Below are 26,483 nucleotides of genomic sequence, written 5' to 3'. Positions count from 1 at the left end.
ACCCCATCCTCGCGGACGTCGCTCGCCGGGGTCTCGTCCTTTTCGTCCCTCAGTGGACGGCGGCCAGCAGGAGGCCGACGCCGACGAACAAGCCACCGAACACCCGGTTGAGCCGCCGTTGCCCCTCTCGGCTGCTGGTCAGTCGGCGCAGCCACCGTGCCGCGAAGGCGAACACGAACCACATGACCAAGACGTCCACCACCACCACCGTGGCGCCCAGCACCGCGTACTGCGGCGGCAGCGGACGCTGCGGTCGGATGAACTGCGGGGTGAAGGCGAGGAAGAAGACCACCGCCTTCGGGTTGGTCAGGTTGACCAGCAGGCCCTGCCGCAGCATCGCCCACCGGGACCTCGACGAGGCCGGGCCCTGCTCCTCGTGGGCCGTCGGGGTCGACCTCAGCTGGCGGACCCCGAGGAGCACGAGGTAGGCCGCGCCGACATACCGGATGACGTTGAACAGCAACGGCGACTCGGCCACGAGCACGCCGACCCCGGCCGCCACGATCGCGATGTGCACGAGGAGCGCGAGCTGCTGCCCGATGATGCCCCAGATGGAGCGCGCCCAGCCCGAGCCGATCGAGTTCGCCATCGTGTTGATCGCCCCGGCGCCGGGTGTCAGGGAGATCAGGAGCGTGGCCCCGAGCAGGGTGAACCAGAGCGACCACGACACGGCGGCGAGTGTAGTTCGGCCCGACCCGGGCCCGCAGACGGCGACGGCCCGTGGTCACCGGTGAGGGTGACCACGGGCCGCGACGCAAGGGCTCAGGCGGAGATGCGGTCTGCAGCCCCTGTCTCCCCGCCCGCCTGTCGGCGTGCCGCCGGGAGTCGGCACCATCCAGGACGAGTAACGTCCTCAGACCTGTTCCGCGTGCCAGCCGTGGACCGGCAGCAGCTCGCGCAAGGTCGTCCGGTGGTCGGGCCCGAGGACCACGATCGCGTCGAGGTTCTCCTGGCGGAGCACCCTCAGGAACTCGCGGCACCGGCCACATGGTGGGAGCACGTGGAGTGCGCCGCCGTCGGGGTCCGCCCACACGGCGACGACCCGACGCAGCACCGGTCCGGTGCGGCTGACCATCTGGCTGAGGGCGGACTGCTCGGCGCAAACCGACAGGTAGCCTCCCACGCTGGCGCCCGTGTGCACCGTCCCGTCGCCGGCCTCGACCGCCGCCCCGACGTCCGCCACCCAGCTCCCGTCGGCCAGCTGCTGCGGGTTCAGCGCCTCGGCGGCGCGCTTGATCAGGTCCGCGTCAGTCGTCTCCATGCGGCCCACCGTGGCATCCGGTAACAGGTGGCGCATCCCGACACTGATGCGGACTGCATTGCAGGAAACCTATAATTCCTTATACGATTGTCGTAAACCTCTAAGAAGACTGGGGAAGGTGGAATCATGTCGGGGGGGCAGCTCAGCGTGGCAGAAGCCGCCAAGGCACTTGGCGTCCACCCCCAACGCGTGCATCAGCGCATCCGGGAAGGCTCTCTGCCCGCGCAGAAGGTGGGGCATCAGTGGGTCGTCCAGCTGAGCGACCTGCGTCGCATCGAGCACCACGCCGGGCCAGGTCGCCCCTTTTCGGCCAAGTCCGCGTGGGACCTGTTAGCGGTCGCCGCGGGCGACAAGGAGGCTTCAAGACTGAGCCCCTCAGCGAGGTCACGAGCCCGCTCGCGACTGCGGAAACTGCTCGCCGAAGCGTCCTCCGACGACCTCGACGAAGCCGTCGCGCTCCTCATGAACGCCTTGCGCAACCGAGCTGAGCGCGTCCTGTTCGTCGCGGCGCCGCGAGACCTGCCGGACATTTGCGAAGACGCACGCGTCCACCTCTCCGGGGTCTCCTTGCCTGCGTCAAACCTGTCCGGAGGCTCTGTCGCCGAAGGCTACGTGGCGCGCGTCGACGTCGATGACTTGATCGAGCACCATCTGCTCTCGCCGGCTGACCACTGGCGCGCCAACGTCATCATGCACGTGGTCCCTTCGTGGGCGAACCACCTGGCCCTCGACGACGCTGCACGCTCCCCGCTCGCCCTCGCGGCTGACCTGGCCGAGCACGACGGCGTCCGCGAGAAGAACGAGGCAGTCCGCGCTGTGGCTCGCCTGCGCGCGCAGCTGGATGGAGCCGACCATGCCTGAGCCCGTCGAGCTGCCGGTCATGAACGTGGCGCAGAGACAGTCCTGGCACGCGCTGATGGAGCTGTACCAGCGCATCAGCTCCAACTGGGCCTTGATCGGCGGTCAGCTGGTGCACCTGCACTGCGCCGAGCGTGGGGTCTCGCCGACGCGCCCGACCAACGACGCTGACGCGGTGGTCGGCTCGCGACTTCCGGGAGGAAGACCTGTCGAGAAAGGACCGAACCGGCTGCGCAAGATGCTCCTCGCGTGCCGCGACGACAGTGCCGCGATGTCTTTGGAGAACGCCGCCGAGGCCCTCGTCAGACTGGAGCGCGCCGCGAAGCTGGACAGGTAGCCGGAGAGCGCCATGTCCACGCCGGCGTGGCCGGGTTGCCTTGAGCTGGTTGGGCACGAGATCGCCACCACGGCCTCATGGGGGCACATGACCGTTCGGGGGGACACGGGAAAGGCCCCCGCGACTGGTGTCGAGGGGGCCTGACCTGGGGTTTTGCTGTGGAGCCGCCTATCGGAATCGAACCGATGACCTATTCATTACGAGTGAATCGCTCTGGCCGACTGAGCTAAGGCGGCGGGCGCCCGAAGGCACGGACGATGAGTATACGGATGACCCCGGCAATCTCCGAACCGGGCCCGCGAACAGCCGTCAGGTCAGCACTTGGTGCCGTCCTTCGGGACCTTGCCGTCGGTGTAGTAGTCGTTGATGGCGTTGTCGATGCAGCGGTTCGACCGCGCGTAGGCGGTGTGGCCGTCGCCATTGAAGGTCAGCAGGCTCGCGTTCGACAGCTGGTCGCGCAGCCGCACCGACCACTCGTACGGGGTGGCCGGGTCGCGGGTGGTGCCGACCACGACGATCGGGCCGCTGCCTGCGGCACTGATCTTGTGCGGGCCGACCCCCTTCTCCGCCGCCTTGACGGGCCACTGGCCGCAGACCAGCGACCCCCAGGCGAGGAACGGGCCCCAGGTCGGTGCGACCGTCGCGTTGTCCTTGGCGCGCTGCGCGTAGACCGCAGGGTCGGAGCTGTCGGGGTTGTCCAGGCAGCTGATGGCGTAGAACGCCTCGAGCAGGTTGCCGGCGTAGGCGCCGTTCTGGTTGCGCTGGGCGTACTGGTCGGCCAGCTTCATCAGCTCGGTGCCGTCGTTCTGGCGCACCACCGCCGACAGGGCGTCGGTGAGCTTGCCCCACGAGCCCTGGTCGTACATCGCCTCGGCGATCCCGGTCGCGGCCCAACCCTCGGTGAGCTGCTTGAGCGTGCCGTCCTGCATGGGCACCGGCTGCCGGTCGAGCCTGGTGAGCAGGTTGCGCATGCCGGACATCACCTCGTCCACCGAGTTCCCGAGCGGGCAGTCGCCGTTGTCGACACAGCTCGCGGCATACGCCCTGGTCGCTCGTTCGAACCCCTCGGCCTGGCCCTTGGACACCTCGGCGGACGTGAGGTCAGGGGGAAGCACCCCGTCGAGGACGAACCTGCCGACGAGCTTCGGGAAGAGTCCGGCGTAGGTGGCACCGAGGTAGGTGCCGTAGGACTTGCCGAGGTAGTTGAGCTTCTCGTCGCCGAGCGCCGAGCGCAGGATGTCCATGTCCTTGGCTGCGTCCACGGTCGACAGGTGGCTGAGCAGGGCACCGGTGCGCTGCTGGCAGCCCTGGGCGAACTGCTTGCCGGACGCCGCGAACGCCTGCTCCTCGGCACTGTCGTCCGGCGTCGGGTCCTGCCCGAGGAACGCGTCCATCTGCGCGTCCGGCAGGCAGTCGACCGGCTGCGAGCGCTGGACGCCCCGCGGGTCGAACCCCACGATGTCGAACCGCTCGCGGACCGGCTTCCCCACGATGAAGTCGGCAGCCCTCGCATAGTCGACGCCCGATCCGCCGGGACCGCCGGGGTTGACCACGAGCGAACCGATCCGGTCCCCAGGGCTGGTCGCCTTCATCCGCAGCACCGAGATCTGGATCTGGTCGCCGGCCGGCTTCGCGTAGTCGAGCGGCACCCTGAGCTTGGCGCACTCGCCGACCTGGCACTTCGCCCAGGCCAGGTGCTGCCCGTAGAAGGAGGCGAGGGCCTCCGAACCTGCCGGCGCCTTGGCGGCTGCGGTCGAGGACGTGGTCGGCGTGGCGTCGGAGCCGCTCCCCCCGAGGAGCGAGCACCCGGAGAGGCTGACCGCCATGACAGCGATCGCGGCCACCAGCAGCCGTGCGCGAGAAGTCATGGGCGGCACGGTATCCCGCCGTGCTGGGAGACGCGCCACGAGCAGGAGCCCGGTGCTCGCCCGAACGGAGGACGCGCGCCTGCCTCAGCGGGGGACGCGCAGCGTGATCGCCATCGCCTCGAGCGCCAGGAGCGGCGCCACGTTGAGGCCGATGCGCTCGCGGGCCGTGCCGATGGCATCCATCGCACCCAGCAGCTGCTCGGGGCTCATCGACCGGGCCAGGGCCTGCACCTCGCGGATGCTGTCCTGGTTGACCAGGCCGAGCCCAGCTCCACTGTGCACGACGAGGGCGTCGCGGTAGACCGACAGCAGGTCGACGAGCGAGCGGTCGAGGACGTCACGTGAGTGCCGGGTCGCCCGGGCCTTCTGCTCCTTCTCCAGGGACGAGATCTGGCTGCGGATGTGCGGCGGCTGGGTGCGGGCCGTCGGGTCGGCGCCGAGCATCTCCATCAGTCGCTGGCGCTCGGCCACGTCGCGCTCGGTCGCGGCCGCCGTCGACTCCTCGTCCGCGATGGACATGAGGTCGGCCGCAGCACCCACGGCGTCACCCACCCCGTGGATCCTGCCCGCGAGGGCGACCACGTCGCGGCGACGGATCCGGGCGCCCTCGTCGCGGGCCAACCGGCGGGCGAGGCCGACGTGGCTCTGGGCCGCTCGCGCGGCATACAGGGCCATCGGCATCTCGATGCCGTCGCGTCGGTGCAGGAGCTCGGCCACGGCCTCGACGGGAGGGGTGCGCAGGCGCACGTGGCGCGAGCGCGACCGGATGGTGATGACGACGTCCTCCAGCGACGGCGCGCACAGGATCCAGACGGTGCGGGCGACCGGCTCCTCGATCGCCTTGAGCAGGGCATCGGCGGCGCGCTCGGTGAGGCGGTCGGCATCTTCGATGATGATGACGCGCCACGGCCCGACCGACGGGCGCAGCGCCGACATGGCAGCCAGCTCGCGGGCCTGCTCGACCTTGATCGACAGCCCCTCCGTGGCGACGAGGTCGACATCGGCGTGGGTGCCGTCGACCGCGGTGCGGCACTCACGGCACTCGCCACACCCGTTCTGCGGGCACTCGAGGGCACCGGCGAACGCCCGGGCAGCGACCGAACGACCCGATCCGGGCGGCCCGGTCAGCAGCCAGGCATGCGTCATGGCCCCCGGCTCGGCGACCGCCCGCTGGAGCGTGGCCACCGCGGAGTCCTGACCGATGACGTCGCGCCAGACGCTCATGGGAGCACCCCGTCGGTGCGCAGGCGCCCGACCACGGCCGCGTGGATCTCGTCGGGCGCCCGGGTCCCGTCGACGACGAGGTAGCGCTGGGGGTTGCCCTGCGCCATGGCGAGGAAGTGCGCCCGGATCGCCTCGTGGAACGCGTCGGCCTCCGCCTCGAGGCGGTCGTGCACGTCGCCGCGACGCCGACGCCCCTCGGCGGCGGACACGTCGACCACCACGGTCAGGTCGGGGACGAGGCCGTCCACCGCCCACATGTTGAGGTCGTGGATCTCCTGGGCCCCCAGGTCGCGGCCCGCACCCTGGTAGGCGACGGAGGAGTCGGTGTAGCGGTCGGTGAGCACGACCTCACCCCGGGCGAGCGCCGGGCGGATCAGCTGGTCGACGTGGTGCGCCTTGTCTGCGGCGAAGAGCAGGGCCTCGGCCCGCGGGGCGACGTGGGCGCCGTGGAGCACCAGGTCACGGATCTGGCGGCCAAGGTCCGTGCCGCCCGGCTGCCGCGTGACCGTCACCGTGCGACCGGCAGCCTCGAGCGCCTCACGCAGGAGCGACACCTGGGTCGACTTGCCTGCGCCGTCGCCGCCCTCGAAGGCGATGAAGAGTCCGTCGGTCACGCGGTGAGCCTAGGCGGTCCGGCGGACAGTGGGTGACTCAGCAGGCACGGGCGCACCGAAGTTGACGTCGGTGCACCTGTGCCTGGTCTTCGAGGGCTAGCGCGTGACGAACAGTGGGATCGACTGGATCGTGCCGAGGGAGATCACGAACTTCTTGTCGACGGGGCTAGGTTCGCTGAAGGTCCACGCCGCCGTCCCGGCACTGAGGACGTACGTGGCGGTCGACGTTGAGCCGCCCGCGTTGTTGTTGGTCGCTGTCACCGTCACCGTCGCTGACGAAGCGGCGATGTTGCCGTAGAGGTCGTATGCCGTGATGGTCGCGTTGGCAGTGCCGTTGCCGACACCCGGGCCGAGCGCAATGGTGCAGGACGCCGCGGTGCAGGTGTTCGTCTTTCCGCCCGAGGGGGAGGTCCAGGTCAAGGTTGACACGGTGTTCGACGCCGCGACCACCGTCGGGTTCGATGCTGTCGCACTCGCGTTGGTGAAGGGTGAACCCGTGGTGGTCACGACAACTGTCTGCGATCCCGGACGGACTGCCGTCATGGAGAGGGTGGCGCTGCCGTTCATGAAGGACGCCGTAGTCGGAACCGTGGCTGGGGTCCCGTTCGGGCTGGACTGCAGCCCGGTGACCGAGACCGTCATCGTTCCGGTGTACCGCGGGTAGGTCTGAAGGGTCACGGTGAACGGGGTCCCCGCCGTCGCGGAGGCGGGCGCCGTGACGGTGAACGTGTTCTTCAGGGCGATCGTGACCGTCGCGCTCGTGGTCTGGTTGCCCGCGACGTCGGTGGCGAGGACCCGGAGACCGTAGTTCCCGTCGGGCAGTCCGGCGGTGGCCCACGCCGTGGACCAGCTGCCCCCGCTCGCGGTGGGCGCGCCGACCGGCGACCAGGTGCTCGCCCCGGGAGCCTGGTACTGCACCTGCAGCGCCGCGAGACCCGAACCCGTGTCGGACGCGGTTCCCCCGACGGAGAACGAGCCGCCGTTGACCGACGAGGCGACCGGGGACGTCACTGCTGCCGTGGGGAACGTGTTGTCGATCTGGACGACGAAGCTCTTGGGGGTCTCGGTGTTGCCGATCGCGTCCCGGGAGAAGTAGCGGACGGTCGCGCCGGCGCTGAGCGTGAAGGCCCCCGTGTAGCTGGTCGACGAGGTCGTCGGGGCGCTGCCGTCCGTGGTGTACCAGGTACCGGCCACCCCGCTCGCGTCCGTGGCGGTCAGGGTGACGACGACGTTGCCGGTGTTCCAGCCGGCACCGTTGGGGGCCGGGGACTGCGAAGCGGTCGTGACGGGCGCGGTGGTGTCGGCGCTCGGGACGGCCACGGAGGTGGTCGCAGCCGTCGGGGACTCCCAGCTGGTCCCGGACAGGACTGCATACACGGCATAGGTGTTGGTCTGTCCGGACACCGGGGCGGTGTCGGTGCACGTGCCGTTGGCACCGCTGACGGTGCACACGGTGGCGACCGTGGCCGGCGCGGTCCGGGCCACGCGGTAGCCGGTCGGGGTCGGTCCACCGGTCGGGGCCGACACGGTGAACGTGACCGTCGACGCGGTCACGCCGGAGGTGGCGACACCCGGGGTTCCGAGCGTGGCGGCGCGTCCTGCGGCGGTGGCCGCCCAGGAGGAGACCGAGAAGTAGGCCCAGGCCGGGACGGCGAGGCCGAGCAGCATGAGGGCGGCGACGAGCCCGCCGAGTCCGGTCCGGCGGGACGTGCGGCTCATCCGGTGTCCTGTCATGACGTCTGTCCGGTGAGGACGACGGGCACGGTGAAGGTGGCGCCCTGGCAGCCCGAGGCCATGGTGGTGCCGAAGGTCATGGCGCCCGGGACGGTGATGGAGACGTTGGAGGCGTTGGCAGCCAGCGTGATCGACCGCCCGGTCGCCGACACTGCGACGGGCGGCGCGGTGCACGTGCCCGAGGCGCCGTTGACCAGCACCGACCGCGACCCGTCGAGGCTGACTGCGGTGATGCGGACCGGCACCGGGTTGGGGTTGGAGACCACGAGGTTCAGGTCCACGGCCGGGCCGCCGGGGTAGGCGCCAGAGATCGGCGCCGCCACTGAGTTGGTGGTCAGGGCCACCACGATGCCGGTCGTGGCCGTCCCCGAACCGGTCCCCGTCGAGGACCAGACGGCGAAGGCAGCGCCGCCGACGGTCGCGCTGAGCGCGAGGGTCGTGGCGACCGCGACCAGCGCCCGGGCCGCGCGCCGGCCGGCGTCAGCGCGCCGGCGAGGGTGCCGGGGGCCGGGAGCGGGAGGCATGTGGTGCGCGATCATTGGTTCGTCGCCGATCCCGTGTAGGCGAGCTGGATCGTCACGTTGCGGCAGGCGTCCTGGCTGCGGGCGGTGTTCACGAAGGTGACGGTCGGCAGCGCCGACGTCGGCACCCCGAGGCTCGTGAGCTTGGTGGTCGGCGAGTTCGCCGGCACGGTGAGCGGGTAGGAGCCTGCATACTGCCGGACCGCGAAATCGGCTGCGCTGCAACCGCTCACGACTGTCGTGCCGCGCACGACCGAGCTGATGGTCACCCCGAGGTTGGTGATCTTGATCGGCTGGTTGTTGGGGTTCAGAACACTCAGGTCCACAGGTCGAGCCGGCGCACCCGGGTAGAGCGATCCGACGACGGTGCCCGCGAGGGAGAACGGCTTGGAGCTCAGCTTGGAGTCGATGACGAGCGTGGCCGTCGAGCTCGACGAGCCCACTCCGGACCCGGACGCCGACACCCCCAGGGTGGTGCTGCCGTCGGGCGTGCTCGCCGAGGTCGACACCTGGAGGGTCGCAGTCCCGGAGGACATCCCCGCGGGGATGCTGGTCGGCGACAGCGCGACCTGGACACCCTTGGGCAGCGTGCCGGTCGGAGTGAGGGTGATGGCCCCCGTGTAGCCGTTGACCCGGGTGACGTCCACGGCATACGTGGCGGTGGACCCGGGGGCGAGGCTGATGGAGGCCGGGGTGATCGACACCGCGATCGCGGGCGGCGGGGTGGACACGACGACCGTGAGGTCGAGGGTCCTCTTGGTGGAGGCGTTGGTGCCGGTGACCGTGAAGCCGTCGCTGCCCAGCGGCGTGGAGCCCGACGTCGTGACGACGAGGGTCGAGCCCACGGCGTTCGCGGTCGTGACGTTCACGGTGGCGGGCGTGAACGTGGCGGTCGAGCCGGTGGGCAGCCCGCTCGCCGTCAGGGCCACGTCGCCGGTGAACCCGGAGGCCGGCGTGATGGCGAGCGCGAACGTCGCTGACTGCCCCCGCTGCACCGAGACGCTCAGCGGCTGGGAGGTGACCGTGTAGTCCTTGACCTTGGCGGCCACGTTCGTGGCGCGCCCGAGGCCGTTGCCCAGCCTGTGCGCCCCGTCGTTCCCCGTACCCGGCAGCCGGCCGACCAGCATGAGCGCGACCAGAGCACCCAGAGCCAGCAGGGCGGTCGCCCTGGTGATGACTCGAGTGCTCATGGTGTGCTCCGTTGCGGGTCGGCCGGCTCACCGGCGAGGGTTCAGACGAGGGTCAGGCGGGAGCCAGGCTCAGTTGGCGGTGTAGTGCAGCGTGACGACAGCGCCCTTGCACAGGTCCTGGTTAGTGGGCTTGTCGACGAACTGAATCGTGTTGATGGAGGTGTCCTGGGCGGTCTTGGCCAGGTCCTGCGCGGTCCAGGTAAGGGCCACAGGCAGGGCCGCGCTGGCCGAGCCGTTGATCGAGAAGTTCGAGCCGTCGCAGTCGGGGCCCTTGTCCGTGGTGACCGATGCCTTGAGGCCAGTGACGTACGAGCTCTGGTCCGCAGTGTTCTTTACGGTCACCGTGAAGTTCTGGGCGGCCTGGCCGGGGAACAGCGCGTTGGCGACGTCACCGGTGATGAGCAGCTGATCGGCGACACCTGCCGTGGTGGAGCCGGCGCCGGTGCCGGTGCCCGAGGTGCTCCAGTAGGCGAAGGCCGCGGAGCCGGAGCCGATGAGAACCAAGGCGGTGGCGCTGGCGGCGATCTTCTGACGACGATTGAGGTGAGCCATGGTGTGTGTCCTTGTCTGACGTGTGCCGATGTGAGTTGGCGATCCGATCGCGGCGAGAGCTCGTCGGACCGATCGCGGCTCAGGATCCGGTCAGACGGATCGCCGCAACGAGGACATGGCGCGCACCCCAGCCGTTCGACGACGAAAGATCATCTGCGACGTAGAAACCGTCACCCTTGTGCAGTACACCGGATGACGGACACGCCTCTCACCTGCGGTGATGAAGGTGTCCTCGGCCGGCGGGTGGTCGCCGACGACGAACTCCCGCCGGATGCCGACGGGTGGGGCGCACTGCGTGCGTTCAGTGGTGCACGGACACCAGCAGGCAGGTCCCGGCGACGGCCGAGGCGAGCAGGACGGCCGCCGGGGCCAGCGTCATCCGCAGCACCTCACCCGTGCGCCGAGCCGCGCCGACCGCGCTGAGCCCGAGCAGGATCACCACCGGTGCGAGGGAGTTGCCGATGTTGCCGCCCGCCAGCTGACCGGCGAGGAGGTCGGCGGGCGGGTCGCCGATGAGGTGCGCGACATCCGCCTGCAGGGAGGAGAAGAGCGCGTTGGAGCTCGTGGTCGACCCGGTGATGAACGAACCGAGTGCGCCGACGACCGGGGCGATGGCCGGGTACGCGCTCCCGGTGGCCACCGCCGCCCCCTGGGCGACCGTGCGCACCATCCCGCTGTCGACGAGGACGCCGGCCACCGAGGCAAGAAGGACCACCGAGGGCGATGACTTCCAGGCCTGCTTGAGGGCCCCACGCCACACCGGCCCCCAGGCGCCGCGCGTCCAGATCCCGCGGGAGGCCCAGATGGCGACGCTGCCCGCACAGGCGATGAGCAGGAACGTGCCGGGGTGGCCGACGACGGCGATGGGGTTGTAGACGGCCACTGCGTCGTTGACGGTCCCTTGGTGGGTGCTCGTCCGGGGGAACGACGGCCCTATGAGCAGGTGTCCCTTGGCCCACGACCTCAGTGCTGGGGGCAGGAAGACTGCCAGCGCCACGATCCCCAGGAGGGCGTATGGCACCGCGGCGGCTCGGGCGCGCACGCGGGTGTCCTCCGCGGTCCCCCCAGCCGTCGCATCGGCCGTCACCCCAGCCGTGGCCTCACCCACGGAATGGGCGGCTTGCGCCGCCGCCTCGCGCCTGGAGAACCGTCGCAGCACGAACACCACGGCGACGCCAGACGCCCCGGCGCACAGGGCGCCGATCCCCGGTTCGAGGCGGGCGGCCCCGGCCTGGACCAGCGCCATGACCGGGCCGGCGGTGGCGAGCAGGCGCCAGCCGTCACGCAGGCCGGCGAGGCCACCGTCCATCAGCGCCACCAGCACCCCGGAGAGCACGCAGTTGACCCCGAGCAGCACGGCCGCCGAGGCGGCATACGCAGCGCGCCCCGGGGTGTCGAGGTGGGCGGTGAGCGCCCCCATGTAGAACGACGAACCCATCGAGCCGAAGCCGACCGCCCAGTGGTAGCCGATCAGTGGGAGGGCGACGGCGCGGGCCTTTCCGATGCCCAGCGCGACGAGCAGCGGGGCGGCGACCGCGATGGGCGTGCCGAACCCCGACACCCCCTGGATGAACGATGGCAGCACCCACGCGAGGAGCAGCACGTTCTCGGTGCGGCGCGGGAGCATCGTCGACAGGGCCCGGCCCAGGGCCGTCATCCCGACGTGGCTGGCCAGGTGGTGCATGAGCAACGCGGGCCAGATCACGTAGAGGATCCACAGTCCGACCCACGCCCCCTTGCCGAGCCCCACGGCCACGGTGAGCCCACCGGCGCCGAACGACAGCGTGGCGACGAGGACGCTGTAGGCGACCGTGACCGAGGCGTTGATGATCGTCGTGAACCGCCCCCACAGGACGAGCGCCAGCAGCAGCACGACCGGACTCACCGCGAGCGCCCATGTCAGCGGAGGGACTGCGGTCAGGGACTCGGGCTGGGCTACGAGGGTCAGCGCGGGCAGTGGCATAGATTGTCTTTCGTATACGGTCGAGGTGGACATCGCGGCCGCCGACGAACGACGGGAGTGCGCGATGGTCACCGGGATGGGACACACCATCGGCAGCCAGCACCTGGCCCTGCGCGAGCAGGTGCTCGCCGAGCTGCGCCGCCGGATCGTGGACGGCGACTACCCGCCGGGGCAGCGGCTGACGGAGGAACGCCTCGCGGCGGACTTCGGGGTGTCGCGCAACCCGGTGCGGGAGGCGCTGCGGGTCGTGGAGGCCGACGGGCTGGTCACGATGGTGCCGCGCAAGGGCGCCGTGGTCGCGACCCCGGACGCCTCGACGGTGGCCGACCTCTTCGCGGTGCGGTCGAGCCTGGAGACGGTGGCTGCCCGGATGGCGGCCGAGCGAGCCACGGCGCAGGACGTCGCTGCCCTGCGGTCACTGCTCGACGACGCCCGGGTCGCGACCGAGCAGGACGACCTGTCCCGGGTGGCCCAGCTCAACACCGACCTGCACCTGCGCGTCATCGAGATCAGCGGCAACAGGTGGCTGTCCTCGATCTCGGCCGCGTTGTACCTGCACGTGCACTGGATCTTCCGCATCGGTGCGGCGCACCGCGCTCCGCACTCGTGGCGGGAGCACATCCGACTCGTCGACGCGATCGCGGCCGGCGATCCCGACGAGGCCGAGGCGGCAGCGCACGCCCACGTCGCGGCGGCCGCCCGGGCTGCGCTGGACAACGTCGACGACGACTGACCGCCGGGCTTGCGCGGTTCAGCGGCCCACGGCATAGCCCTGCATCCCTCGCGGGTTGGCCCCGGCACGCAGCACCCCGGTGTCGGCGTCGCGGGTCACCGCACACAACCGGCCCAGGCTCCAGGGGTCGGACACGCGCACCGTGTGGCCGCGCGACTCCAGCCCCGTGAGGACGTCGGCACCCAGACGGTCCTCGGCGACGATCACGCCGGGCTCGCTCTGGCGCGGGTAGAAGGAACCGGGGAAGCTCGTGGTGTGCCACGACGGTGCGTCGATGGCCTCCTGGAGCCCCTTGCCGCCGACGAGGTGGCGCAGCAGGAAGATGAGCTGCCACTGGTCCTGCTGGTCACCCCCGGGTGAGCCGCAGGCCATGTAGGGCAAGCCATCTCGCAACACCAAGGTGGGAGTGAGGGTGGTGCGCGGACGACGCCCGGGAGCGAGCGAGGAGGCGAGTCCCTCCTCCAGCCAGAACATCTGCATCCTGCTGCCGAGGCAGAAGCCGAGCTCCGGGATCGTGGGTGAGCTCTGCAGCCAGCCGCCACTCGGGGTGGCCGAGACCATGTTGCCCCATCGGTCGACGACGTCGACGTGACAGGTGTCGCCGCGCGTCACCCCCGAGGGCGCGACGGTGGGCTCCCCCGTGGTCGCGTCACCGGATGCCTGCGGGGCGCCCATCCCCCGGACGTATGCCGCGACGGCGGGCTCGCGCCCGTCCGGGCTCCCCGGGCGCAGGTCGAGCGACGCGGTCTCACCGACGAGCGAGGCGCGCTGGGCTGCATACCCTTCCGACAGAAGGGTTTCCAGCGGGACGTCACCGTCGCCGTACCAGGCCTCACGGTCGGCGAAGGCGAGCTTGAGGGACTCGGCTGCAGCATGGATGCCGGCAGCCGTCGAGGGGTCGAGCAGCGCGGGGTCACCGAGGGCGTCGAGGGTTTGCAGGGTCTGCAGGAGCGCCGGGCCCTGCCCCCAGGCTCGGGTCTTGGCGACGGTGTGGCCGTGCCAGTCGATCGTGGCCGGCGCCTCCCAGGTCGCGCTGAACGCCGCCAGGTCCGCGCCGGTGATGAGGCCGCCGTGCGCCTCACCGCTGGAGTCCCGGTACGCCTTGCGGGAGAAGGCATCCACCGCCTCGGCGACGAAGCCCTCGCTCCACGCCTTGCGGGCGCCGTCGATCTGCGCCTCTCGGGTAGAGCCCGCGGCCCGACCCTGGGCGACGAGGCGCTCGAGCGTGTCGGCGTAGGTGGGGTTCGTGAAGAGGGCACCGGGGGCAGGCGCCTTCCCGTCCTCGAGCCAGAGCTCCGCGGAGGTGTGCCAGTCGTCCTCGAAGAGGTCTCGTACCGTCTCGATCGTCGAGCTCACCCGACCGAGCAGCGGGTGGCCGTGGCGCGCGTAGCCGATGGCAGGAGCGAGGACGTCCTCGAGGGAGCGGGTCCCGTGGTCGCGCAGCATGAGCAGCCAGGCGTCGACGGCCCCGGGGACCGCTGCAGCCAGCGGTCCCGAGCCGGGCACCAGGTCCAGACCCTCCGAGCGGTAGTGCTCGATGGTCGCGCCCGCCGGCGCGGGCCCCTGTCCGCACAGCACGCGGGGCGCCGGGTCCTGCGCCGTCGCGATGATGGCGGGCATGTCACCACCGGGGCCGTTGAGGTGCGGCTCGACGACGTGCAGGACGAAGCCGGCACTGACGGCGGCGTCGAACGCGTTGCCCCCGAGCTCGAGCTCGCGCATGGCTGCCTGAGACGCGATCCAGTGCGTCGAGGAGACCATGCCGAAGGTGCCTTCGAGCGTCGGCCGGGTGGTGAAGGTCATGCGGGACGTCCTGTCGTCGTGACGGATTCAGCAGTGGCCTGGTCGGTGGTGCGGATGTCGGGCCCGGTGCCATCGTCCTCGACGAGGTGGCACGCCACCGTGCTGCCCCCCACCTGCCGCAGGGCCGGCACCTCCTCGGCGCAGCGCGCGACTGCGACCGGGCAGCGGGTGTGGAAACGGCATCCCGAGGGCGGGTCCATCGCCGAGGGGAGGTCGTCACCGAGCAGGACCGGGGTGCGCGCCCGCTGCCTGGCCGGGTCCGCCACCGGAGCCGCGGCGAGGAGCGCCTGCGTGTAGGGGTGACGGGGCCGGGCGAAGATCTCCTCACGGGTGCCCTGCTCGACCAGCTGTCCGAGGTACATCACCGCGATGTCGTCCGCGAGGTACTCCACCGCCGACAGGTCGTGCGTGATGAACAGGCAGGCGAAGCCGATGTCGCGCTGCAGGTCGGCCAGGAGGTTGAGCACCGAGGCCTGCACCGACACGTCCAGGGCGCTGGTCGGCTCGTCGGCGACGAGCAGGGTCGGCTCCGACATGAGGGCGCGGGCGATGCTCACCCTCTGGCGCTGACCGCCGGAGAGCTCGTGCGGGTAGCGCTTGGCCACCTCGGGGCGCAGTCCCACCCGGCGCAGGCCGTCCGTCACGCGCTCTGACCGCTCGTGCCGGGAGAGCCGCTTGGCCTGCAGCCGAAGGGGTTCCGCGACGACGTCGCCGACCAGCATCCGTGGGTCGAGCGACCCAGCAGGGTCCTGGAAGACGATCGACACGTCACGTCGGTGGGCGCGCATCTGGGAGCGCGACAGGTGGGTCACGTCGGCACCAGCCAGGCGGACCGCTCCCCCGGTCGGCTCCACGAGCCGCACGATGCAGCGACCGACGGTGGACTTTCCCGAGCCGCTCTCACCGACCAGGGCGGTGACCTGCCCCCGCCGGATCTGCATGGTGACGCCGTCGACGGCACGAACCGGGCCGTAGTGCATGGCGAGGTCCTCGAGCTCGAGGACCACCGGCTGCCCCTCGACGGCGCCGGGCACATCGGACTGCGGGGCGTGGGTCGGGACGGTGCTCATGCGCGGTCCTCCGCGGTCGGGCGGGGGGCATCCCCGCGAGGGTGCCAGCAGGCCACCACGTGTTCGCGGCCGTCCCGCTCCGTCGTGACGCGGGCGGCCTCCAAGGCTGGGGCCGACGTCTGGCACCGGTCGGTGGCGGCTGCGCAACGGTCGGCGAACGTGCAGGCGTCGGGCTGCTCCGACAGCACCGGCACCAGGCCGGGGATCTCCTGCAACCGGTGGGTGCCGGCGTGACGACCGGGTGTGGGCGACGCGGACAGCAGGCCCGAGGTGTAGTGGTGCTGCGGCCTAACGAAGAGCTCGTCCACGCCCGCGCGCTCCACGACGCGTCCGGCGTACATGACGACCACCCGGTCGGCCACGTCGGCGATCACCCCGAGGTCGTGGGTGATGACCAGGATGCTGGTACCGAACCGGTCGCGCAGCCCCCGCAGCACGTCGAGGATGCCGGCCTGGACCGTGACGTCGAGGGCGGTGGTGGGCTCGTCGGCGACGAGCACCTTGGGCTGGCAGGCGACGGCCATCGCGATCATCACGCGCTGGCGCATGCCTCCCGAGAGCTGGTGGGGGTAGTGCTTGACCCGCTCCCGGGGCGACGGGATGCCCACGATCCCGAGCAGCTCGACGGCCCGCTCGAGGGCGTCGGTGCGCGAGAGCTTCTCGTGGACCTGGAGGACCTCGGTGATCTGGCGCCCGACCGTGAGGACCGGGTTCAGCGATGACATCGGCTCCTGGAAGATGTAGGCGATGTCGCGGCCCCGTGCGGCGCGCAGGACGCCCGGCTTCGCGCCCACGAGCTCGGTGCCGAGCAGGCGGACCGAGCCGTCGATCTTCGCACTGCGCGGCAGCAGCCCGGCGAGACTCATGGCCGTGACGGACTTGCCGCAGCCGGACTCGCCCACGATGCCGACGATCTCGCCGGGGGCAAGGGTGAGGTCGACCCCGTCGACGGCCGAGACGGTGCCGGACTCGGTGGCGAACCTGACCCCGAGGCCGGACACCTCCAGGACGGGCGCGGTAAGGGTGTCGGGGGACGCGGTGGTGGCGGTGGCGGTCATCGTCGGCTCGCCTTCGGGTCGAGGGCGTCGCGCAGGCTGTCGCCGAACACGTTGAACGCCAGGGCAAGCAGCATGATCGCGACCCCGGGGAGGACGGCGGCCCACGGCGCGCGGGCGGCGAACTGCTGCGCGTTGGCGAGCATCGTCCCCAGGCTCGGCGAGGGCGGTTGGATGCCGAGCCCGAGGAAGGACAGCACCGCCTCGCCCAGGATCGCCGCCGGGATGGCCACGGTCGCCTGGACGAGGACCACCGACGTGGCGTTGGGCAGGATGTGGCGGCGCAGCACCCAGAGGTCGCTCGCACCGTCGACGACGGCCGCGGCGACGAAGTCGAGTCCCTTGAGCCGCAACGCATCCGAGCGCACGACCCGGATGACGCCCGGGATCTGCGCGATGCCGATGGCCACCGCTGCGTTGCCGAGGCTGGCTCCGCGGATGGCGGCGAAGCCGACCGCGAGGATGAGGAACGGGAACGCCAGCAGCAGGTCGGTCAGCCGTGAGATGACCGTGTCGGCCGCTCGGAAGTACCCGGCGGCGAGGCCGAGCGGCACCCCGATGACCAGGGCGGTGAAGACGGCAAGCGCCGCCACCTGCAGGGAGGCCCGGCTTCCCAGGATGATCCGGGACAGCACGTCGCGCCCGAGGTCGTCGGTCCCCAGCAGGTGACCCGGGGTGCCCGGGGGCGCAAGGGTGTTGGCGAAGTCGGTCTGCTCCGGTGCGTATGGCGCGATCCACGGTGCGAGGACCGCCACCACGACCGCGACGGCCAGCACGACGAAGCTCACGATGGCGAGCGGGTTGCGGCGCAGGCGACGAAGGACTCGAGAACCCTGGGACGCCTCACCACCCGTCGTCGGCGCGGGGTCCGGAGTGGCAGGTGACGCAGCCGGTGGCAACGCGGTGTCGACGCTCATGAGGCCTCTCCCGTGACGCGGACCCGCGGGTCGATGACCGAGTACAACAGGTCGACCGCGAAGTTGATGACGATGTAGGCGGTCGCCGTCACGAGCACGACGGCCTGGATGACGGGGTAGTCACGCTGGAACACGGCGTCGATGGTCATCTTCCCGAAGCCGGGCAGCCCGAAGATCTGCTCGGTGACGACCGCCCCGGAGATCAGTCCCCCGAGCTGGAGGCCGACGATGGTCACGACGACGATCAGGCTGTTGCGCAACGCGTGCCGGCGCACGACGACGCTGGGACGTAGGCCCTTGGCCTCCGCCGTGCGGACGTAGTCGGTCGCGAGGGAGTCGAGCATCGACGACCGCGTCTGCCGCATGATGACGGCCGACAGCCCGGTGCCGAGGATCAGGGCCGGGAGGATGATGTGGTGCAGGTTGTCCACCGGGTCCTCGCCCAGCGGCACGAACCCCGAGGCCGGGAACAGCCCGGTCGCCACCGACAGGTAGAGGATGGCGACGAGCCCGAGCCAGAAGTGCGGCACCGACAGGCCCAGCAGGGCGAACGCGTTGGCCGCCCACTCGGCCGGGCCACCGCGCCGTACCGCAGCCACCACACCGGCACCCACACCGAGGACGACGGCGATCGCGATCGCGAGCAGGGACAGCTCGAGGGTCACCGGCAGCGCGGTCCGCAGCATGTCGTTGACGCTCTGACCCGTGCGGACCGAGGTCCCGAGGTCACCCTGTGCGGCGTTGCTGACGAAGTGCCAGAACTGCAGGGGCAGCGGCTGGTCGAGGCCGTACTGCTGCCGGATCGCGGCCAGGGCCTCCGGGGTCCGGTCCTCGCCCGCGAGGGCGAGGGCCGGGTCCCCCGGAAGGGCGCGGACACCGAGGAAGACGACCACCGTGGCCAGCACCAGGGTGACCAGGGACTGCCAGGCCCGGTTGAACAGGTAGCTGCGCACGGCGGCTACTTGGCCATCCCGGCGAACCCGAGGCGGACCACGCCGTCCGGGAAGACCTGGACGCCCTTGACCGACGTGGACACGCCCGTGAGGTTGCGCTGGCGGTAGAGGTAGATCAGCGGGTCGTCCTGGTGCAGCTTGTCGACGACCTGGCCGTAGAGGGCCTTGCGCGCCGCGACGTCGTTCGACTCACGAGCCTGGTCCAGCAGCCCGTCGACGGTCTTGTCGCTGTAGCCGGCGACGTTCTGGCTGCCACCGGTGCCGACGAAGTTGGTGATGTTGGCGTCGGGGTCGATGCGCCCCGACCAGCCGAGCTGGAGGAGGGCGAAGTCGCCACGGTCCTGCTGGTCGAGCAGCGACGCATACTCCACCGGCTTGATCTGCAGGTCGAAGCCGCCTTCCTTGACCATCGACTGCAGCGCCTGGGCCAGGCGCAGGCTGTCGGGGTTGTTGGAGGTGATCATCGCGATCTTGAGGGGCGTGGTGACGCCGGCCTCCTTGAGCAGCGCCTTGGCCTTGGTGGGGTCGTGCGGGGTGCACTTCTGCACCGCCTCGGTGGAGAACTCGCTCTTCGGGGAGATCGGCGAGCAGGCCACGGTGTTGAGGTCGTTGAAGATCACCTTGACCAGGCCGGCCCGGTCGATGGCGAGCTCGAACGCCTGCCGGATGCGCGGGTCCTTCGCCTCCGGAGCCTGGACCTGCTTGAGGGGGTTGCCGATCCCGTCGGAGTTGGCGATGTTGAACGTCACGCCCTGGTAGCCCAGCGACTGCGACTGGAGCACCTGCAGGTCCTTCTCCTTCTGCAGCGCCGGGACGTCCTGGGCCGACAGGGAGTCGGCGATCTGGACGTCGCCGGAGCGCAGGTTGGCCGCACGGATGCTCGCGTCGGTGATGATCCGGTAGGTCACCTTGTCGAAGTGCACCTTGGCGGCGTCGTAGAACTTGGGGTCCTTGACGAGCTCGATGGAGTTCTGCGGGACGCGCTTGGAGAACTTGAAGGGCCCGACGCACACCGGCGCGGTCGCGAACTTGGCGCCCAGCGCCTTGGCGGCCTTGGGGCTGACGATCATCCCGGCGCGGTCGGTCAGCGCGGCGGTGAGCGGCGCGAACGGCTTGGACAGGCTCACGACGACGGTCTTGGAGTCCTTGGCCGTGACGTCGGTGATCGGCCCGAGCTCGCTCTTGCGCCCCGAGCCCTCGAGGGTGAGGTCGCGGTCGATGGTGGCCTTCACCGCCTCGGCGTTGAACGGCGTCCCGTCGGCGAACTGGATGTCGTCGCGCACGGGGATGGTCACGGTCTTGCCGTCGGCGCTGGTCTTCGGCAGTGCGGTCGCCAGCTGTGGCACGACCTTCGCGTCCTGGTCGACGTCGTAGAGCTTCTGGCACATGGCGTGGAAGACGTAGCGGGAGTACAGGCTGCGGGAAAGGGCGGGGTCGAGCTGGTCGGGCTCGGCGGACAACGCCATGACGAGGTCGCCACCGTCCTTGACCTGGCCGGCAGCGGCCGGCTCCCCGAAGGAGTCCGCCCCCGTGGCGGCGGAGCTGGCGGTCGAGCCGGAGCCGGAGGTGGGCTGGACGGCGCTGCAGCCTGCGGCCCCCAGGGACAGGGCGACGACGAGGGCGACGTGCCGACCCCCGACTCGCGGACGTGAACGGTGTTCGGGGATGAGGCGCAGGACGGTTCGGATGGTCATGAACGCTCCCAAGGGACGTGGGCGGATCGCAGGATCGTATCCTGTATACAGTCCACTGCACAGGGACAAGTCCCGACTTTTTCCACCATCCGGACAGACTGGGACACCCGCCCCCATCTGGGACGGTATGGCGCGGGCCGGCTCAGAGAGCGGCGTCGGGCAGGTGGTCGCGGGCCCAGAGCGCCGCACTGGTGCGGTCGACCACGCCGATCTGCCGGAACACCCGGCCGAGGTGCGCCTTGACCGTGCGCTCGCTGATGCCCAGCGCCCGGCCGATCTGCTTGTTGGCCAGGCCCTGCGCCACCAGCCGGAGCACCTCCCGCTCCCGGGGACTCAGCCCGTCCCCGGACTGCGTCCCCGGTGTCGGCAGCAGCACCCGCGCCACCCGCGGGTCCAGGGGCGCGTGTCCCGCGGCGGCCGCCCGCACGGCCGCGAGCAGCTCGGCGGGTTCGCCGTCCTTGAGCTGGTAGCCCACAGCGCCCGAGCGCAGCGCGGCGTTGACCCGGTCCTTGTCGGAGAAGGACGTCAGCACCACCACCTTGGCGTCGGGCGCGACGGCCAGCACCTCACGGGTGGCTTCCGCGCCGTCCATCACCGGCATCGACAGGTCCATGAGCACGACGTCGGGCTGGTGGTCACGGGCCTGGCCGACCGCGACGCGACCGTCCTGGGCCTGACCCACGACCGCGATGTCACCGCTGGCCTCGAGCAGAGCGGTCAGGCCGCTGCGCACCATGGCGTGGTCGTCGACGACGAGGACGCGGATCACGAGGCACCACCAAGGAGGAGGGACAGTCGCCAGTGCGTGCCGGCGCCGGGCGCCGAGGCCACCTGCAGGGTGGCGCCGGCGTCGCTGGCCAGGTCGGCCAGGACCCGCAGGCCGAAGTGGCCGTCGGCCGGCTGGCTCAACAGCACGGTGTCGAAGCCGGGGCCGTCGTCGAGGACGTCCAGGACGACCTCGCTCGGGGCACCGTCCTCGCGGGCGAGGCGGACGCTGACGGTGCACGGTGCGGCGTGCTTCGCCGCGTTGCGCAGGCACTCCTGGGCCACCCCGTGGACGAGTCGCTGCTCGCTCTCGCTGAGCCCCAGCTCCGCCTCGTCCTCGGTGTCGAGGTGGACGGTCAGACCGCGGCTGGTGGCGGACTCCGCGAGGTCGGCGAGCGCCGTACCCAGTCCCGCCCCGGCGAGGGTGGGCGGGTAGATGTCGACGAGGAGCGAGCGCAGCACCCGGATGTTGCCGCGGACCGAACCGGCGAGACCGTCCAGCTCGGCCGCCGTGCGCTCGTCCCCGGCGAGCTGCGCCCGGGCAGCCGCGCCCGCCGCGACGAAGGAGGAGGCGACCAGGTCCTGCACCGGACCGTCGTGGAGCGTGCCGGCGATCCGGCGCCGCTCGGCGTCGGAGGCGTCGAGGGTGCGTTCGAGCATGCGCTCGCGCTGCCGCTGGGCCTGGGAGAGGCGCCGCAGCAGCCGCCACAGGATCGGCGCCATGAGGATGACGAGCAGCAGCAGGCTGCTCAGCGTCACTCCCGAGAACCCGCGCCACAGCTGGGACGAGCGCTGCTGCACGGGCTCGTACGGCGAGTACGTCTCGAACAGCAGCTGGCGGCCGTCCGGCACCCACACCGGGCGGTAGACCTCGAGCGCGCGGCCCACCCTCTCGAACTGGTTCTCGGACTCGGTGAGGTTGGAGACCTCGGCCTTGGTCTGGGGGTCGGACAGGGCTGTGCGCTGGTCCTGGCTCAGGGCGAAGGTGCGGCCGACCAGCTGTGGCTCGTCGGCGTAGACGACCCGGCCATCGGGAGCCCACAGCTTCACCCGGATGATCGCCGACCCGAGGACGCGGTCACGCACCAGCCGGTCGAAGTCGGCGAGCGCCGTCGCGTCCCCGTCGACCAGGGCGCCCGTCAGCGCCGGGGCGATGACGGCGTCGGCCAGGACGTCGGCGGTGTTGGCGGCGTCGTTGACGGCCTCACGCTCAGCAAGGCGTTGCGACGCGATGGAACCCAGCACACCGACGACAGCGAGGACCGCGACGAGGCCGGCGACCATCTGCAGCAGCACCCGGCGCGGCCGGACCGGCGGGTCGGACTCGGCCGGCACCCGGGCCCGCGACACGGTCACCCACGGGACGGTGGGGAGCTCGTCGGCAGCCGCCTCGGGGACCAAGGAGGTCGTCGAGACGGCTGCGTCGGACGGGGTAGTGCTCACTCAGTCGTCGCTTCCGTGTCCACCGTGGTCGTCGGCGCCCTTGTCGTCCGAGCTCTTGTCGTCCGAGCTCTTGTGGTCGGAGCCACCATGGCCCCCCGAGCTGGAACCGGAGTCGTCAGAGCCGCCGTGGCGACCCGAACCGGAGCGGGAGCCGGAGTCGTCCGAACCCGAACGCCCGGACGTCGTCTGGCCCTGGTCGTCGCCCGGCTCGGTGCGCTGGTCGCCTGGGGTGTCGCCGCCGTGGTCGTCGACCGTGGTCGAGGTGCCGGTCGGCGTATGCGTCGAGGTGGCAGAGGAGTGGCCCCGGTCGTCACCGGTCTCGGTGCGCTGGTCGCGCGGGGTGTCGCCGCCGTGGTCGTCACCGGTCTCGGTCGTCTGGCTGGAGGTGGGCAGCGTGGCTGACCCGGTCGCGACCTGGGCACTGGCCGGGACCTTGACGGGGACGGCCTCGGAGAAGGAGGCGTTGCCCCACAGTCCCGCTCCGGCGGGGAGGAGGGCCACGACGAGGGCTGCGAGGGTGATGGTGGTGCGCTTCATGACAGATCCTTCCGGGATCAGTGTGTCGTGCGAGGAGTGGTTCGGGGAGCCTTATCCGCGGAAGACGACGACCGCGGTGCAGGTCTCACCGGTCGAGGTCGTGCGGGCCGTGGCCGTGATCCGGTCCGTGCCGGCGCGGTTGGCCACGCGGCGCTCGAGGGAGAACGACCCGCTGGGAGCGACCGTCCGACGGGTGCCTGACCACTGCTGGACGCCGTTGTCGGCGAGACGGACCGACCAGGTCTGGCCCACCTTGTTGGAGTCGACCTCGAGCTCGGTCTGGATCCAGCCGTCGTCCGCCTTGGCCTTGAGCTTCCAGACGCTGCCCTTGGAGCAGTGGCCGCTGGCCCGGACGTCGAGTCCCTTGGCACTGGCTGGCTGGGCGCCGACGGTGGCGACCAGCGCGACACCGAGGACGATTGCTGCGCTCTTGGTGGAGGTGTTCATCGCACGTGTCCTTTCGTTGGGGGCCACCACCGGTGACCGTGGGTCCACTGTGCGGAATGGGCGAGTTCACGCGGTATTGGGCGATGGTCGTAGTACCTCCCGCCCTCACCCCACCGGCCCGGACGCCAAGGAGCCGGCACCCCCACAGGGGTGCCGGCTCCATACCTCTCGCGATCCGCGCCGAGGGCGGCGTCAGGGCTGCTGCGCCTGCGACTCCTGCCGGTCGGCGTTGGCGTAGATGGCGTCGCGCACGTAGAAGGCCATGCCCGCGCGGATCTCGTCGTAGGTCGCGGTGAACCGCGGGTCGCTGGTGTACATGTCGCCGAGGTTGCGGTGGAACTGTGGCGAGCACGCATAGAACCGGCTGTCGATGTGCAGTCGGTGCGCCTCGGCCGCGTCCATCGCCGCCTCGCTCGTCGGGGGCTCCCCCGCGTCCATGGCGTCGGTGAACCCCCGGTGCAGCGCGTCGCTCTCCTCCTTGACCTGCGCCCAGTCCGCCTTGGTGTAGCCCTTCGTGCGCTGCTGGGACTGCTGCCAGGCCTCGGTGTCGCCCCACCGCTGCTCCGCCTCGGTCTGGCTGTCGTAGAACCCGTCGCCGAAGAGCTCCTTCATGTCCTGCGTGCTGGCTGGCTGGTTGTTCATCTCTCGCTCCAGTGCTCGGTCGATGGCCACGACGAGATCGCGCATCTCGTCGAGCCGGGACATGACCGCTGCGCGTTGGCGACGCAGGTGCTGCTCCGCGCTCTCCGGGTGGTCCAGGAGGAGGGCGACCTCCTCGAGGGCGAACCCGAGCCGCCGGTAGACCACCACGTGCTGCAGGCGCGTGAGGTCGTCCGGGGTGTAGAGCCGGTAGCCCGCCCGCGAACGGTCGCTGGGCGTGAGCAGGCCGATCTCGTCGTAGTGGTGCAGGGTGCGCACCGTGAGGTCGAACTGTTCGGCCACCTGTCCCACGGTGAGCGTGGTGAGCTGCGTGCCTTCGGTCATGACGACCACTGTGACGCCTCACGTGGCGTGAGGGTCAAGGCCTTTCAGGCGGACAGCGGGTCAGGCGTCCTCGCGGCCCCGGCGGCGCGAGCGCAGCCAGGCGCCGATGCCGTTGCGGGCGGTGCCCCAGATGCCGTGGCGGAAGGCCAGCACGATGATCACGAAGATCGCGCCGGTGATGATGCCGATGCCGTTGAAGCCCGACGAGGCGAGCCTGTCCTCGAGCAGCACGACCAGCGCCGCTCCGACCGGGCCACCCCAGAGGGTGCCGATCCCGCCGAGGACGGTGATGAGCACGACCTTGCCCGACGTCGTCCAGATGAGCTCCTGGAGCGAGGCGAACCCGTGGCTGGCCGAGAACACCCCACCGGCCAGACCCGCGAGGCCGGCCGAGATGACGAACACCATGATCTTGTAGCGCTCGACGTCGTAGCCGAGGGCACGCGCACGAGCCGGGTTGTCCCGGATGGCGACGAGCACGCGACCGAACGGGCTGTTGACGGTGCGCCAGGCGATGAGGACGCCGATGAGGATCAGGGGCAGGGCCGCGTAGTAGAAGTAGAACGGGTCCTGGTTGATGAGGTCCGTGAGCGGACCCAGGTTCTTGGGGACACCCTGCAGCCCGTTCTCGCCGCCGGTGACGTCGCGCCACTGGTTGGCGATGAAGTAGATCATCTGCGCGAAGGCCAGCGTGACCATGGCGAAGTAGATGCCGGTGCGGCGCACGGCGAGGTACCCGGTCGGCACCGCGAGGACCATCGCCGCCACCGCACCACCGAGGACCGCGACCGGGAACGGGAGGCCGGCGTGGATGGCGATCAGACCGGTCGTGTATGCCGACGTGCCCCAGAAGGCGGCGTGGCCGAAGGACAGCAGGCCGGTGTAGCCGAGCAGCAGGTCGACCGAGATCGCGAACAGCGCCCAGGCGGCGATGTCCATCGCGACCGGCGGGTAGATGAAGAACGGCAGCGCCAGCACGACGACGAGACCGACCGCGAAGCCGACCCAGCGGAGGTAGGGGCGGTGCGCGGTGATGGACGGGGCGTCGGGCAGCTCGACCTCGACCTTGGACACCAGCTGGGAGCTCATGATGCGGCCTCCTCGCGACCGAACAGGCCCGAGGGCCGGACCAGGACCACCACGGCCATGAGGACGAAGATGAGGACCTGGCTGAACGACCCGGCGTAGCCCTGGCCGTAGGCCTCGACGAGTCCGACGAGGAAGCCCGCCACCACTGCGCCGAGGATGGATCCGAGTCCGCCGATGACGACCACGGCGAACAGGATGATGATGAAGAAGCTGCCCATGTCCGCGTTGACCGAGCCCGTCGGGGCCCGCAGCACACCCGCGAGGCCGGCGAGCGCGATACCGAACCCGAACACAGGGGTGACCCAGCGGCCGACGTTGATGCCCAGGGCGCGGGAGCGCTCGGCGTCCTCGGTGGAGGCGCGGACGATCATGCCGACGCGGGTCTTGGTGAGCAGCAGCCACACACCCAGGCACAGGGCGAGGGAGAAGAGCGCCACGAAGATCTGGTAGCTCGACAGGGAGACGCTGCCGACGTTGACGCGGCCCTGCAGACCAGCCGGGAGCTCGTAGGGCAGGGACGAGACGCCGTACCTGCGCTTGACCAGGTCGACGAGGAACAGCGTGATGCCGAAGGTCAGCAGGAAGTTGTAGAGGGGGTCGAGCCGCAGCAGCCACTGGACGAACAGCCGCTCCATCAGCACCCCGAACACGAACATCGCCACCGTGATGATCGGCAGGGCGGCCCAGAAGCCGAGGCCGGTCGCGTCGAGGAGCACGGCGGCGCCGACGGCGCCGAGCATGTAGCAGGCACCGTGGCTGAAGTTGACGACGCCGAGCACGCCGAAGATCACCGCCAGGCCCAGGGCGGCCAGGGCGTAGAACCCGCCGAGGGCCAGGCCCTGGAGGGTGTACTGGATGAATGCCGTCATTG

The 26,483-nt window shown here is 70.9% G+C and carries 26 protein-coding genes and 1 tRNA gene; 3 read left to right on the top strand and 24 right to left on the bottom strand.

Annotated elements, in window-relative coordinates:
* Positions 1-49: 49 nt before the first annotated feature.
* Complete coding sequence (locus ABEG17_RS10680) at positions 50-670, bottom strand: LysE family transporter (RefSeq protein ID WP_406829457.1); 621 nt, start codon at positions 668-670, stop codon at positions 50-52.
* A gap of 183 nt (positions 671-853) precedes the next feature.
* Positions 854-1,261 carry a cytidine deaminase family protein gene (locus ABEG17_RS10675; RefSeq protein ID WP_406829456.1) on the bottom strand — a complete coding sequence of 136 codons (408 nt, stop codon included), beginning with the start codon at positions 1,259-1,261 and terminating at the stop codon, positions 854-856.
* 126 nt (positions 1,262-1,387) lie between these two features.
* Between ABEG17_RS10675 and ABEG17_RS10670 the strand changes: the two genes are divergently transcribed.
* Both ABEG17_RS10670 and ABEG17_RS10665 read left to right on the top strand, forming a co-directional pair.
* Complete coding sequence (locus tag ABEG17_RS10670) at positions 1,388-2,122, top strand: helix-turn-helix domain-containing protein (RefSeq protein WP_406829455.1); 735 nt, start codon at positions 1,388-1,390, stop codon at positions 2,120-2,122.
* Complete coding sequence (locus ABEG17_RS10665) at positions 2,115-2,456, top strand: hypothetical protein (protein ID WP_406829454.1); 342 nt, start codon at positions 2,115-2,117, stop codon at positions 2,454-2,456. Before ABEG17_RS10670 ends, ABEG17_RS10665 begins: the two co-directional genes overlap by 8 nt.
* 159 nt (positions 2,457-2,615) lie before the next feature.
* Here ABEG17_RS10665 and ABEG17_RS10660 read toward each other — a convergent pair.
* From ABEG17_RS10660 to ABEG17_RS10620, 9 genes are all read right to left on the bottom strand, one after another.
* Positions 2,616-2,692, bottom strand: a tRNA-Thr gene (locus ABEG17_RS10660).
* Between the two features lie 78 nt (positions 2,693-2,770).
* Complete coding sequence (locus ABEG17_RS10655; RefSeq protein WP_406829453.1) at positions 2,771-4,324, bottom strand: alpha/beta hydrolase; 1,554 nt, start codon at positions 4,322-4,324, stop codon at positions 2,771-2,773.
* Positions 4,325-4,408: 84 nt separating this feature from the next.
* Positions 4,409-5,548 carry a DNA polymerase III subunit delta' gene (locus ABEG17_RS10650; RefSeq protein WP_406829452.1) on the bottom strand — a complete coding sequence of 380 codons (1,140 nt, stop codon included), beginning with the start codon at positions 5,546-5,548 and terminating at the stop codon, positions 4,409-4,411.
* Positions 5,545-6,162, bottom strand: coding sequence for a dTMP kinase (gene tmk, locus ABEG17_RS10645; RefSeq protein WP_406829451.1), 618 nt, complete (start codon positions 6,160-6,162; stop codon positions 5,545-5,547). Before tmk ends, ABEG17_RS10650 begins: the two co-directional genes overlap by 4 nt.
* Before the next feature lie 96 nt (positions 6,163-6,258).
* A complete protein-coding gene (locus ABEG17_RS10640) occupies positions 6,259-7,881 on the bottom strand; it encodes a chitobiase/beta-hexosaminidase C-terminal domain-containing protein (RefSeq protein WP_406829450.1) in 1,623 nt (540 codons plus the stop codon).
* A gap of 11 nt (positions 7,882-7,892) precedes the next feature.
* Positions 7,893-8,420, bottom strand: a complete 528-nt coding sequence (locus ABEG17_RS10635; protein WP_406829449.1) for a hypothetical protein — start codon at positions 8,418-8,420, stop codon at positions 7,893-7,895.
* An 11-nt stretch (positions 8,421-8,431) separates the two neighbouring features.
* Positions 8,432-9,607, bottom strand: a complete 1,176-nt coding sequence (locus ABEG17_RS10630) for a hypothetical protein (protein WP_406829448.1) — start codon at positions 9,605-9,607, stop codon at positions 8,432-8,434.
* A 69-nt stretch (positions 9,608-9,676) separates the two neighbouring features.
* Entirely contained in the window at positions 9,677-10,159 is a 483-nt protein-coding gene (locus ABEG17_RS10625) for a hypothetical protein (RefSeq protein WP_406829447.1), read from the bottom strand.
* 301 nt (positions 10,160-10,460) lie between these two features.
* Entirely contained in the window at positions 10,461-12,122 is a 1,662-nt protein-coding gene (locus ABEG17_RS10620) for an L-lactate permease (protein ID WP_406829446.1), read from the bottom strand.
* Between the two features lie 25 nt (positions 12,123-12,147).
* Between ABEG17_RS10620 and ABEG17_RS10615 the strand changes: the two genes are divergently transcribed.
* Complete coding sequence (locus tag ABEG17_RS10615; RefSeq protein WP_406829445.1) at positions 12,148-12,855, top strand: GntR family transcriptional regulator; 708 nt, start codon at positions 12,148-12,150, stop codon at positions 12,853-12,855.
* A gap of 18 nt (positions 12,856-12,873) precedes the next feature.
* Here the strand turns inward: ABEG17_RS10615 and ABEG17_RS10610 are convergent, their stop codons facing one another.
* From ABEG17_RS10610 to ABEG17_RS10550, 13 genes are all read right to left on the bottom strand, one after another.
* Positions 12,874-14,658, bottom strand: coding sequence for a gamma-glutamyltransferase family protein (locus tag ABEG17_RS10610; protein WP_406829444.1), 1,785 nt, complete (start codon positions 14,656-14,658; stop codon positions 12,874-12,876).
* Positions 14,655-15,728 carry an ABC transporter ATP-binding protein gene (locus tag ABEG17_RS10605; protein WP_406829443.1) on the bottom strand — a complete coding sequence of 358 codons (1,074 nt, stop codon included), beginning with the start codon at positions 15,726-15,728 and terminating at the stop codon, positions 14,655-14,657. The genes ABEG17_RS10610 and ABEG17_RS10605 overlap by 4 nt, the downstream gene beginning before the upstream one ends.
* On the bottom strand, positions 15,725-16,786 hold the full coding sequence (locus ABEG17_RS10600; protein ID WP_406829442.1) for an ABC transporter ATP-binding protein: 1,062 nt from the start codon (positions 16,784-16,786) through the stop codon (positions 15,725-15,727). Before ABEG17_RS10600 ends, ABEG17_RS10605 begins: the two co-directional genes overlap by 4 nt.
* Positions 16,783-17,700, bottom strand: a complete 918-nt coding sequence (locus ABEG17_RS10595) for an ABC transporter permease (RefSeq protein ID WP_406829441.1) — start codon at positions 17,698-17,700, stop codon at positions 16,783-16,785. Before ABEG17_RS10595 ends, ABEG17_RS10600 begins: the two co-directional genes overlap by 4 nt.
* The gene (locus ABEG17_RS10590; RefSeq protein ID WP_406829440.1) at positions 17,697-18,653 is read right to left on the bottom strand and encodes an ABC transporter permease; all 957 of its coding nucleotides are present in this window, start codon (positions 18,651-18,653) and stop codon (positions 17,697-17,699) included. Before ABEG17_RS10590 ends, ABEG17_RS10595 begins: the two co-directional genes overlap by 4 nt.
* Before the next feature lie 5 nt (positions 18,654-18,658).
* Positions 18,659-20,347, bottom strand: a complete 1,689-nt coding sequence (locus ABEG17_RS10585) for an ABC transporter substrate-binding protein (RefSeq protein ID WP_406829439.1) — start codon at positions 20,345-20,347, stop codon at positions 18,659-18,661.
* Positions 20,348-20,489: 142 nt separating this feature from the next.
* A complete protein-coding gene (locus ABEG17_RS10580; protein WP_406829438.1) occupies positions 20,490-21,116 on the bottom strand; it encodes a response regulator in 627 nt (208 codons plus the stop codon).
* A complete protein-coding gene (locus tag ABEG17_RS10575) occupies positions 21,113-22,555 on the bottom strand; it encodes a sensor histidine kinase (protein ID WP_406829437.1) in 1,443 nt (480 codons plus the stop codon). Before ABEG17_RS10575 ends, ABEG17_RS10580 begins: the two co-directional genes overlap by 4 nt.
* Positions 22,556-23,092 (bottom strand): hypothetical protein, encoded by a 537-nt coding sequence (locus ABEG17_RS10570; RefSeq protein ID WP_406829436.1) that lies wholly within the window; start codon positions 23,090-23,092, stop codon positions 22,556-22,558. It lies immediately after the preceding gene.
* A 51-nt stretch (positions 23,093-23,143) separates the two neighbouring features.
* Positions 23,144-23,539 carry a hypothetical protein gene (locus ABEG17_RS10565; RefSeq protein ID WP_406829435.1) on the bottom strand — a complete coding sequence of 132 codons (396 nt, stop codon included), beginning with the start codon at positions 23,537-23,539 and terminating at the stop codon, positions 23,144-23,146.
* A gap of 192 nt (positions 23,540-23,731) precedes the next feature.
* A complete protein-coding gene (locus tag ABEG17_RS10560; RefSeq protein WP_406829434.1) occupies positions 23,732-24,523 on the bottom strand; it encodes a MerR family transcriptional regulator in 792 nt (263 codons plus the stop codon).
* Between the two features lie 60 nt (positions 24,524-24,583).
* Positions 24,584-25,612 carry a branched-chain amino acid ABC transporter permease gene (locus tag ABEG17_RS10555; protein WP_406829433.1) on the bottom strand — a complete coding sequence of 343 codons (1,029 nt, stop codon included), beginning with the start codon at positions 25,610-25,612 and terminating at the stop codon, positions 24,584-24,586.
* Positions 25,609-26,481, bottom strand: a complete 873-nt coding sequence (locus tag ABEG17_RS10550; protein WP_406829432.1) for a branched-chain amino acid ABC transporter permease — start codon at positions 26,479-26,481, stop codon at positions 25,609-25,611. Before ABEG17_RS10550 ends, ABEG17_RS10555 begins: the two co-directional genes overlap by 4 nt.
* Positions 26,482-26,483 lie beyond the last annotated feature (2 nt).

It is taken from the genome of Pedococcus sp. KACC 23699 (assembly GCF_045348425.1).
GTDB lineage: Bacteria > Actinomycetota > Actinomycetes > Actinomycetales > Dermatophilaceae > Pedococcus.
This window is presented reverse-complemented; position numbering and strand designations above follow the sequence as displayed.

Coding starts and splice junctions, on each gene's coding strand:
- ABEG17_RS10635 (WP_406829449.1), bottom strand. CDS start 8,420: ATGCCTCCCGCTCCCGGCCCCCGGCACCCTCGCCGGCGCGCTGACGCC.
- ABEG17_RS10610 (WP_406829444.1), bottom strand. CDS start 14,658: ATGACCTTCACCACCCGGCCGACGCTCGAAGGCACCTTCGGCATGGTC.
- ABEG17_RS10555 (WP_406829433.1), bottom strand. CDS start 25,612: ATGAGCTCCCAGCTGGTGTCCAAGGTCGAGGTCGAGCTGCCCGACGCC.
- ABEG17_RS10565 (WP_406829435.1), bottom strand. CDS start 23,539: ATGAACACCTCCACCAAGAGCGCAGCAATCGTCCTCGGTGTCGCGCTG.
- ABEG17_RS10550 (WP_406829432.1), bottom strand. CDS start 26,481: ATGACGGCATTCATCCAGTACACCCTCCAGGGCCTGGCCCTCGGCGGG.
- ABEG17_RS10560 (WP_406829434.1), bottom strand. CDS start 24,523: ATGACCGAAGGCACGCAGCTCACCACGCTCACCGTGGGACAGGTGGCC.
- ABEG17_RS10640 (WP_406829450.1), bottom strand. CDS start 7,881: ATGAGCCGCACGTCCCGCCGGACCGGACTCGGCGGGCTCGTCGCCGCC.
- ABEG17_RS10605 (WP_406829443.1), bottom strand. CDS start 15,728: ATGAGCACCGTCCCGACCCACGCCCCGCAGTCCGATGTGCCCGGCGCC.
- ABEG17_RS10625 (WP_406829447.1), bottom strand. CDS start 10,159: ATGGCTCACCTCAATCGTCGTCAGAAGATCGCCGCCAGCGCCACCGCC.
- ABEG17_RS10595 (WP_406829441.1), bottom strand. CDS start 17,700: ATGAGCGTCGACACCGCGTTGCCACCGGCTGCGTCACCTGCCACTCCG.
- ABEG17_RS10570 (WP_406829436.1), bottom strand. CDS start 23,092: ATGAAGCGCACCACCATCACCCTCGCAGCCCTCGTCGTGGCCCTCCTC.
- ABEG17_RS10620 (WP_406829446.1), bottom strand. CDS start 12,122: ATGCCACTGCCCGCGCTGACCCTCGTAGCCCAGCCCGAGTCCCTGACC.
- ABEG17_RS10630 (WP_406829448.1), bottom strand. CDS start 9,607: ATGAGCACTCGAGTCATCACCAGGGCGACCGCCCTGCTGGCTCTGGGT.
- ABEG17_RS10655 (WP_406829453.1), bottom strand. CDS start 4,324: ATGACTTCTCGCGCACGGCTGCTGGTGGCCGCGATCGCTGTCATGGCG.
- ABEG17_RS10650 (WP_406829452.1), bottom strand. CDS start 5,548: ATGAGCGTCTGGCGCGACGTCATCGGTCAGGACTCCGCGGTGGCCACG.
- ABEG17_RS10585 (WP_406829439.1), bottom strand. CDS start 20,347: ATGACCATCCGAACCGTCCTGCGCCTCATCCCCGAACACCGTTCACGT.
- ABEG17_RS10675 (WP_406829456.1), bottom strand. CDS start 1,261: ATGGAGACGACTGACGCGGACCTGATCAAGCGCGCCGCCGAGGCGCTG.
- ABEG17_RS10670 (WP_406829455.1), top strand. CDS start 1,388: ATGTCGGGGGGGCAGCTCAGCGTGGCAGAAGCCGCCAAGGCACTTGGC.
- ABEG17_RS10665 (WP_406829454.1), top strand. CDS start 2,115: ATGCCTGAGCCCGTCGAGCTGCCGGTCATGAACGTGGCGCAGAGACAG.
- ABEG17_RS10600 (WP_406829442.1), bottom strand. CDS start 16,786: ATGACCGCCACCGCCACCACCGCGTCCCCCGACACCCTTACCGCGCCC.